This window comes from Globicatella sanguinis NBRC 15551 (genome assembly GCF_001552295.1).
GTDB lineage: Bacteria > Bacillota > Bacilli > Lactobacillales > Aerococcaceae > Globicatella > Globicatella sanguinis.
On record NZ_BCQX01000089.1, the window covers coordinates 1 to 9883 of the forward strand.

Genomic DNA, 9883 nt, shown 5'->3' on the forward strand with positions numbered 1-9883 from the left:
CCACTCAACCACTGCGCTTTTAATTAACGAACAATAGCTTAATTGATTTTATCAGCTCTATCCCTACCTCGCAAGACGCAGGTTGAGGCCACTCAACCACTGCGCTAAAAAGTAATGCGTTGGCTTCAAAACAATTATTATAGTTTTTGCAAAACTTTTTTTCCGTCATAGCCCGATGAACAACTATTCGCAGTTTATTTTATTTTCATCAAAATAAATTAGGTTAGACGATAACAGCTATTATTAATTAATCAACAACTGGTTGCAATACCTTAATCGCTTGTGGTAGACATTTAATTGATAATGGCACTGCCGGTCCTTTATCTCCATCAATATTACAATAAACCTCATGTTCATCATCTTTATCAGTATAACGAATATTAAATTGTTCACTTTCTAAGACGAGTAAATGCTCTGAATCTTGTAGTTTTAATCCGCCATCTATGGCTGCTTTAACTAAATCTTGAGGGGCACTTCCTTTAGTTGCCAATAGATGAATTTTTCCATCATCAATCGTCGCCTCTGGTACCAGTTGTTCAAAACCACCCACACTATTGGTTAAAGCACAAACCACTAAATTAGTTTCAATAGGATATTCATTTTTCCCATCATCAATTGTTAACTTCAATGCGTCTGACTCAAAAAATGAACTCACAGCATCTTTAACATATGCAAAGAATCCTAAAGTATTTTTGTCATCAGAATCAGTCTCCATCACTGAAGTTGCAATTGAACCAACTGCTAAAGTGTTAATAAAGTAAACATCATTGACCGTTCCAAGAGGAATAAAACCAAAATTAGGTTGCTGAGGATTTTTCAAAACACCTTGTGCTGTTTCATTAACAGTACCATCCCCACCTAAACAAAGGACACTATCCCCTTCAAATTGGGCGGCCCATTCCGTCGCATCTCCCACTTTTTCAGTTACTCTTACAGTTACCTCTGCTTGATACTCATCTAGTAAAACTTGTGTTAATTTTCCTGCATACTCCACTGCTTTATTTTTACCTGACCCTGGATTTGCAATCACTAAGACTTTTTTCAACATAAAATCACTCCTCTTAACAACACTCACAATTCTCTTAAGTCAATTATTACATAAATCGTTACAACTAGGTTAAATTTATGCTTATAAATTATCTAAATTGGAGAAATATGTTAAAATATTATATAATAGAAAGGCTATCCATAGCAAAAAATTGTAGCATGCAACTACAAGGAGGAATTATTAATTATGTCAAAAGATTACCGTGTATTACTCTTCTATAAATACCAAACCATAGAAGACCCAGAAGCTTTTTGTCAAGAACATTTAGCTTTTGCCAAAAGTATCGGCCTTAAAGGGCGTGTATTAGTCGGAACTGAAGGTATTAATGGGACTGTTTCAGGAACAATTGAACAAACTGAAAAATATAAAGAGTATGTCCATTCATTACCTGGTTTTGAAGACTTATGGTTTAAAGAAGATGAAGCAGATGACTATGCTCACAAGAAAATGTTTGTCAGACCACGTGAAGAAATTGTGGCTTTAAACTTAGAAGAAGATATTGATCCACTTACTACTACCGGACAATACTTGTCACCAAAAGAATTCCGTGACGCTATCTTAGACGAAGATACTATTGTCTTAGATACTCGTAATGACTATGAATATGACTTAGGTCATTTTAAAGGTGCTATTCGCCCGGATATTCGTAATTTCCGTGAACTTCCTCAATGGGTGTTAGATAATAAAGAAAAATTCATGGAAAAACGTGTTGTAGTTTATTGTACGGGTGGTATCCGCTGTGAAAAATTCTCAGGCTGGATGGTTCGTGAAGGTTTCAAAGACGTTGGTCAATTGCATGGCGGTATTGATACTTACGGTAAAGATCCTGAAGTACGTGGAGACCTATGGGAAGGTAAAATGTATGTCTTTGACGAACGTATTGCGGTCCCAATTAACCATGTAGATCCAACAGTTATTGGTAAAGACCATTTTGACGGTACACCATGTGAACGCTATGTCAATTGTGGTAACCCATTCTGTAATGAACAAATCTTATGTTCAGAAGACAATGAGCACAAATATGTGCGTGGTTGTTGTGCCGAATGCCGTCGCCATCCTCGTAATCGATACATTGTGGAAAATAAATTATCAACAGAAGAATGGGAAGCACGTTTAAACGCAATTGGAGAGTCATTAAAAGATTCCGCTACTGCGTAAGTTTTAATCAAATTAACTAATTAAGTATGGACGATAATAGAAGAAAGTAGGTGTGATAGTGAGTAAGTTTGAAGATGAGATTCCTCAAAACAATAAAAAGAACGGCAAGTTTTACGATGTTGATTTTGACTATCATGAGCCTCCTAAACCTAAAAAGCCGGAGTTACCTCATGAATCTAAAGAAGTAGAGCCTAAAAGCCCAACTTCTAGTCACATTGATCGTTCAATGCGCCGTCTTCAATCACTTTTCACTCAAGCAGTCGATAGTCAGTCGCCTCACCAAAATCCATATAAGAAAAATGATAAGATGGATTTTTATGAACGTGAAAAAAATCGGGATAAGATGGCCAAGATGCCCTTACCTACTCGCGAACAAATTAGAGCTGAAAGAGAGCGTCGTCGCCGTCTACGCATTGAAGAGTTAGAAAATATTGCTGATGCCAGTGAAGTCGAAAGAACTTTCCATGAGCGTAATCGTAAGGAAAATGATTCACTCTATGATGGATCAAGTGTTAACTCCTCACTTGAAGAAACAACCGATTCAAAGAAAGATAATTTATCTGATTTTAATCCAATTCATGATGATGAGTTGATTGAAAAATCGAATGCTACTTCTAATCGTCAATCAAAGTTTACTCATAAAGAAAGCCATCTGGAAGATGCAACTTATCATGACACCGATTCTTATAATCAAGCTTTGAAAGTCGATGATAGCCATCATCAAACGAATCCTATTCAACCTCAGGATGAGGATGGTTTAGGGAATCCACCTATCTTGGATTCCTTAGCTCCTTCAAAAATGTATACGATGGGAGAACAACAGCGAGACAACCAAGTGCAATTAGATGATAATGTTGATGATGTTTCATCTACCGGTGATGCGAGTTCCCTATCAAAATCAGCTGGTAACACAGTTGATTCAACATTAACCGGATCTGAAACGTATGAAAACAACGGGCTTCAAAGTCAATTAGATGGTCAAGTTGAGCGAAATAACGCATCTGAGCAGAATAGATCAATAACTCATAATGATGCGTCTGATTCCAAAACTACAGCTGAGATATTCACCAATGATTATTCTGACTCAGAAACTGTGAACGCAGAATCTGAAATTAAGAAAACTGATTCAGAAATTGACAATACAGAATCTGAAATTGACAAAAACGATGATGAAACTGACAATACAGAATCTGAAATTGAGAAAACCGACGCTGAATCTGACAATGCAGATGCTGAAATTGAGAAAACCGACGCTGAATCTGACAATACAGAATCTGAAATTGAGGAAACCGACGCTGAATCTGACAATGCAGACGCTAAATCTGATTATTCCAACTCAGGAGCTAAAGTTCATGCAGATGGACCTACAGTTCCTCTAATAATGGATAATCATACTGAAAACGAAACAGAAAACCAGTCCACATCAAAAAAAGAAGATCATTTTCAACACATTAATAATGACACTGATAACTTGGATGAGGTAGTGGTGGCATCTTCCGTGACACAAAATAAAGCTAAAAATATCAAAGCCCCAAAAAATAATAAGAAGAAACGTAAAAGAAAAAAAGAAAATGATGTCTATTCGCTTTCTAATCTTTCAACCAAAGAGAAAGTAATTTTTGGTTTTAATGTTTTCTTCGATGTTCTAAAACGTTTTGCCATTTATATTTTATTAATTGGATTATTAATGGGTGCATTAGCGGGTGGTATTGGTCTAGGCTACTTTGCCAATTTAGTTTCCAAGACACCCCCTCCTTCTAAGGAAGAAATGGCAGAACAAATTAATCGTGTCGAACAACAAAGTACCCTATATTATGCCAATGGTAATCCTATTGCGAATGTTAGAGCCGATGTGGTTCGAAATGTCACTCAACTAAGTGATATTTCACAATATATCGTAGATGGCTTGGTTGCAACGGAAGATGAATATTTCTATGAACATCCAGGCATTGTGCCAAAAGCAATCTTAAGAGCAACCTTACAAGAGTTGTTATTGTCTGGTTCTGGTACTGGTGGTTCTACCTTAACTCAACAATTAGTTAAACAACAAATGTTGACGAATGATGTCACCTTCTTCCGTAAAGCTAATGAGATATTACTAGCTTTACGTGTTGAAAATTATTTTAGTAAAGATGAAATTCTAACTGCTTATTTAAATATTTCGCCTTTTGGTCGCAATAATAATGGTGAAAACGTCGCAGGTATTCTAAGTGCTTCTGAAGGTATTTTTGGAAAAAGTCCAAATGAAGTAAACTTAGCTCAAGCCGCTTTCTTAGTTGGTTTACCACAAGATCCATATAATTACACGCCATATAATCAATATGGTGAAATTAATGAAGATCAAACTGCAGGAATAGAACGGATGAAAGAAGTACTATTTAGAATGTACCGTGCACAAAAAATTACCAAAGAGGAATATGAGCAAGCGATACAGTATGACATCACCAAAGACTTTATTCCTACTGAACAAAAGAGTGTCGAAAGACAAACTTACTTATATCAATCCATGATGAATGGTGCCATTGAACAAATTATGCGTTTAAATATTGCCGACCAAGGTTTAACTTGGGATCAAGTTAATGCTGATGTAGATTGGTATAACGAATTTTATTTTGAAGCTCTTGAACAATTAAGAACTGGTGGCTACCATGTCTATACCACTATTAATAAAGATATTTATGATTCACTACAAACCCTAGCTGCTAAATACAAAGATCAATTAGGTGTGTCATATGATGGTGTCTATACAGATCCTGATTCAGGCGAAGAAACATACTATGTTGAAACTGTTCAAGCTGGTATTGTTGTAATGGAAAATAAAACAGGTAAAGTACTTGGTTTTGTGGCTGGTACAGATTATGAAAACAATCAAATTGACCATGCCTTTGGTATGAGACGTTCACCCGGTTCAACCATTAAGCCTCTGGCAGTATATGGTCCGGCTGTTGAAAATAATTTGATTAATCCATCGACTGTTATTCCGGATACCGCCTTTGAAATTACCTTTGAAGATGGTAGCACATGGACCCCAACTAACTACGGAGGTGTGGTCAGTGGAGGGTTAATGACTGCTCGCACTGCTTTACTGAAATCAGATAACTTACCAGCCGTTCGTATTTATCAAAAATTAGTTGAAAATAACATTCCAATTTTTGATTATATGAAAAAAATGGGCTTTGATATCAATGATTCATATACTAAAGAAGATACTGAAAACTTAGCCTTCTCCTTAGGGGGAGTCACCACTGGTCCTACCGTTTTTGAACAGACAAGAGCCTTTACGACCTTTGCAAATAATGGTCAATATGTTGATGGTTACTTTATTGAGCGTATTGAAGATGCTTATGGAAATGTGATATATCAACATGACGTAGAACCTGTAAAAGTTTTTTCAGAAGATACCAATTATATTTTAGTGGATATGCTGAGAGACACTAATACCGAAGGTACAGGTCGTACAGCAGCTGCTCATATGCAAATGGGTGGTGATTGGATCGCCAAATCCGGTATCAGTGAAAATTCACGTGATATTTGGTATTTAGCTTCAACTCCTAAAATTACCACTGGTACTTGGTTAGGTTATGACAATCGTTATTATGATTATTATATTGATATTAACGATGGTTATGGACGTGAGTCCGAGCGTATCCAAATTTATTGGGCTAATATTATGAATGAACTTTATGCTCAATATCCTGACATCTTTGGTACCGAAGAAACATTCGTCATGCCAGATAGTGTTAAAGAAACAGAAGTCCTTCAAGAGACAGGTACACTACCAGGGTCTCTAACAGTGAACGGTACTAACATTAATGTTACTCAACCACTGGTTAAAGAAATTTTCAAAACTTCTAGACCTGCACCTGAATTAAAATACGACTTTATCTTTAATGGAACTGAGCAAGATGCACAGAATTTCTGGGCTTCTTATATTGCTAAAGTTCAAGAAGCGGCTCGTAAACAACGAGAAGCACAACAAAGAAATAACTCTCAAACAACAACAACAGAATCTAGCGAAACGACAACTGATGGTGAAACACCAAACGAAAGTGGAACGCCAGCTCCTGAAACTCAACCAGAGGTTACAGAGCCAGCTGCTAGTACAACCGTTGCTCCAGGTTAATTGAGAACAAAAAACTCCGAGAAGAAATCAGTATTAATCGACTGATTCTATCTCGGAGTTTTTATTTATCTTTTACAAATGGTCTAATATCTTATGAACAGCTTCTTCAATAATCGCAGGTGAAGTTGCTAAATTCAAACGAATATAACCATTATAATCTTTCCCAAACCATTCTCCAAAATCAACAGCCAACCCACATTGATCTTGAATAAACTCCTTACAATCACGTCCCTTTAAAATGGGATTCAAATTGATGAATTGTAGATAGGTTCCTTCTAATGGGTGTATGATAATTTCTGGTGCATGTTCTGTCAATTTTTGCCGCACTAATTGATCATTATATTGAATCACTTGTAATAAAGATTCTAACCATGCTTCACCTGTTTCATAAGCCGCCGCAGTAGCGATAGAACCTATTAAATTGACACCGATGTCGCCCACACGTTTAACATATTGATCATATTGTGAACGTAATGTTTCATTAGGTATCATAACAATTGAGTGAGTTAGACCTGCTATATTAAAGGTTTTAGATGCAGATGTTACCGCAATGACACCCTCTTGTATATAAGGGTGATTGAGGCTTAATAATGCAATTTGTTGGTGGGGTTGATAAACAAAGTCTTGATGAATTTCGTCTGCAATTATCACAACTTGGTGTTTTTGACAAATATCTAATAATCTTCTTAATTCTGTTTCCTTCCATACCCGTCCTACTGGATTATGAGGTGAACATAAAATAAAGAGTTTAACTTGATGTTCAATAATTTTGGCTTCAAATGCCTCAAAATCTATTTCAAAATGATGGTCCGTTGTTTCGATTAAGTCCGCTGATACTAATTTCCGACCGGTATGTTCGATAGCATGACTAAAAGGATAATAAACGGGTTGCATAATAATAACAGCCTCTTCTGGTTTGGTAAAAGCATTTACAAAATGATACAAAGCCTTTACTACACCTGGAGTGAAACGAATCCAATCCTTGCTTAATTGTACATTAAAGTGTTCTTGCATCCATTTAAAAAACGGCTCATAGTAGTCATTATCCAAATAAGAATAACCATAAACGCCATGTTCAATACGCTTCGTAATCGCTTGATTGATTCCGTCCGCTACTTTAAAATCCATATCTGCGACCCAAAGTGGAAGCAAATTTTCGGCACCAAAGATTGGTTGGAGACCATCCCATTTTACACAATGAGTGCCTTTTCTATCAATCGCATACTTTTTAATAAACTCTTGCATTAAATCCCTCTTCTCTATTCCATTACTAACTTGATTGTATAATTTTTATCATTTGACTGTCAATGGTAATCATTATTTATTAATACTAAGACAGAACATATACTATCAAACAGCTATTATACAATCGGCTAATAACAAAAAAAGAGACTTAACAATAAAGAAAACTTTATTGTTAGTCTCTACGAAACGACAGAATACTAAAGTATCAGTTATCACGGTTCACAACATGATAACATATAGCGCCATCCTGGCTTCATGCTATACTGTCTTTCAGTCTACCAGACTGCTTTCGACTCATCGCATAGTGACACTATACCATATCCCTCCATAGAAAGCAATCACCAGACTGAGTTTATCTAGATGATGCCTAGCCTTTAGATATTTGATCATTATCCTTTGTGTTAACGTCTAATTATATGATAATGGCTATATACGAAATGAAGCATAAAAAAAGAGCTCTGGCCCCTTATTCGGATAAGCCAAAGCTCAATGATTCAATAATAAATTATTTGTTACGCATTACTTCTAAACGATAGCCATCTGGATCGGTCACAAAGAAGTAAGACGGTTCAGAGCCAGGTAAACCTTTTAACTCTGTTGTTTCATATCCAGATTCTTTACATTTTGCATGAATTGCTTGTAAATCATCTACACCGATAGCTAAATGACTAAAGCCATTTCCAATTTCATAGCGATCTGAATCATAATTGTAAGTTAACTCTAATTCAAAATCTGAACCAGGTACTACTAAATAAATAATATCAAAGCCATGTTCTGGGAAACGACGTTCACGACTAACAGTAAAGTCAAATACCTCTGTATAAAATTTAATTGATGCTTCTAAATCATAAACGCGATAGCACGCGTGTAATAATGTTTGTGCCATGTTTTCACTCCTATTTCATTACTACTTACATCATAGCAAATTATTAATTTAATAACAAAAGTTTTGCTTTACATATCTAATTTTTCGAAAGCAAATGGCACTAATTCTTTTACCGAAGTTGTTAAAATATCACCATTATTACGCGTTAAATATACGGGCGTATCTGGATCACAAAATTCAACCATTACTTGACGACAAATACTACATGGTGGAAGAAAATCTTCTGTATCACCACTCACCGCAATAGCTGCTATTGACTTTGGTCGGTAACCCTTCGTGGCAGCAGTAAATATCGCAGAACGTTCAGCACAGTTCGTAACACCAAATGAGACATTTTCAACATTCACACCTTCTATAATGGTGCCGTCTTTCATTTCCATTGCACAACCTACAGGAAAATGCGAATAAGGAATATATGCATTTTTTTGTACTGCTCTTGATAATTTAATTAATTCTTCTTTTGTTGTCATCTTAACACCTCATGTTTCTTTGTAATAGTCATTTAATGACGCTTCATCAAAAATTAAGGTTGCATCTTCGGTTACTAAAACTGGAATCCCTACTTGATTCAATTCTTTTTTCTCCATGAACTCTTTACGTGTATCGCGTAAACTTAAAAATCTTTTCAAATTTGGCATCGTTTCCGTAATATTAATAGCCTCATATTCGATGTGATAGGGCTCTAATAGTTTAATAAAAGGATCGGTATCAGGACAAACTGAACTATAAAACAAAATAGGTTTACTCATAAACTTCATCCTCTCAATGGGGGTATTAATCTTATTATAAGCGATTTTATGTAAAATGTCAGTTGAGTTCATCAATTTATTAAATTTAAATGCACCATTATTCCAATTAAAGACGATAAAAAAAGACAGTATAAATAAATCCACCTCATTCCATTTGTAATAGATGAAATGAGGTGGAAATAACGAAGCTTAGTTAGCATAACAAGCGAACGATTAATGATTCACATATAGTTTAACTACTATTTAATAGTTAATTTTTGACCAATTTGTAAGAAATCACTCGTTAAATTATTTAATTGTTTAATTTTAGCAACTGTTGTACCATGGGCTTGTGCTATAGTCCATAATGAATCACCTTTGACAACAGTATATTGTTTAGATGGTTCTTCTGGTGCAGTCGTTCCTGCTAATTTTAATTTTTGGCCAATTTGTAAGAAATCACTGGTTAAGTTATTCCATTGTTTTATTTGCGCTACCGTTACACCATGCGCATTCGCAATCTTCCATAATGAATCGCCTGCTACAACGGTATAAACGGTACTTGGTTCAGATGGTTCTTCTGGTGTTTCTGGTACAGTCGTTCCTGCTAATTTTAATTTTTGACCAATTTGTAAGAAATCACTGCTTAAGTTATTCCATTGTTTTATTTGCGCTACGGTTACACCATGCGCATT

The 9883-nt window shown here is 35.6% G+C and carries 8 protein-coding genes; 2 read left to right on the forward strand and 6 right to left on the reverse strand.

Going from position 1 to position 9883, the window contains the following annotated elements:
• Positions 1–247 precede the first annotated feature (247 nt).
• Positions 248–1048, reverse strand: coding sequence for a diacylglycerol/lipid kinase family protein (locus GSA01S_RS07700; RefSeq protein ID WP_066126353.1), 801 nt, complete (start codon positions 1046–1048; stop codon positions 248–250).
• Positions 1049–1234: 186 nt separating this feature from the next.
• Between GSA01S_RS07700 and trhO the strand changes: the two genes are divergently transcribed.
• Positions 1235–2206 (forward strand): oxygen-dependent tRNA uridine(34) hydroxylase TrhO, encoded by a 972-nt coding sequence (gene trhO / locus GSA01S_RS07705; protein WP_066126355.1) that lies wholly within the window; start codon positions 1235–1237, stop codon positions 2204–2206.
• Positions 2207–2264: 58 nt separating this feature from the next.
• Positions 2265–6329 (forward strand): transglycosylase domain-containing protein, encoded by a 4065-nt coding sequence (locus GSA01S_RS07710; RefSeq protein WP_066126357.1) that lies wholly within the window; start codon positions 2265–2267, stop codon positions 6327–6329.
• A 72-nt stretch (positions 6330–6401) separates the two neighbouring features.
• On the opposite strand, the gene GSA01S_RS07715 is transcribed toward GSA01S_RS07710, so the two are convergent.
• The 5 genes from GSA01S_RS07715 to GSA01S_RS07735 all read right to left on the reverse strand — a co-directional run.
• Positions 6402–7574, reverse strand: a complete 1173-nt coding sequence (locus GSA01S_RS07715) for a MalY/PatB family protein (protein WP_083513262.1) — start codon at positions 7572–7574, stop codon at positions 6402–6404.
• 505 nt (positions 7575–8079) lie between these two features.
• Positions 8080–8460 (reverse strand): lactoylglutathione lyase, encoded by a 381-nt coding sequence (gloA, locus tag GSA01S_RS07720; protein ID WP_066126360.1) that lies wholly within the window; start codon positions 8458–8460, stop codon positions 8080–8082.
• Positions 8461–8528: 68 nt separating this feature from the next.
• Complete coding sequence (gene cdd, locus GSA01S_RS07725; RefSeq protein WP_066126361.1) at positions 8529–8930, reverse strand: cytidine deaminase; 402 nt, start codon at positions 8928–8930, stop codon at positions 8529–8531.
• Between the two features lie 9 nt (positions 8931–8939).
• Positions 8940–9209 (reverse strand): hypothetical protein, encoded by a 270-nt coding sequence (locus GSA01S_RS07730; protein ID WP_066126363.1) that lies wholly within the window; start codon positions 9207–9209, stop codon positions 8940–8942.
• 239 nt (positions 9210–9448) lie between these two features.
• On the reverse strand, positions 9449–9883 hold a 435-nt coding region (locus GSA01S_RS07735; protein WP_157064799.1), incomplete at its 5' end, for a LysM peptidoglycan-binding domain-containing protein.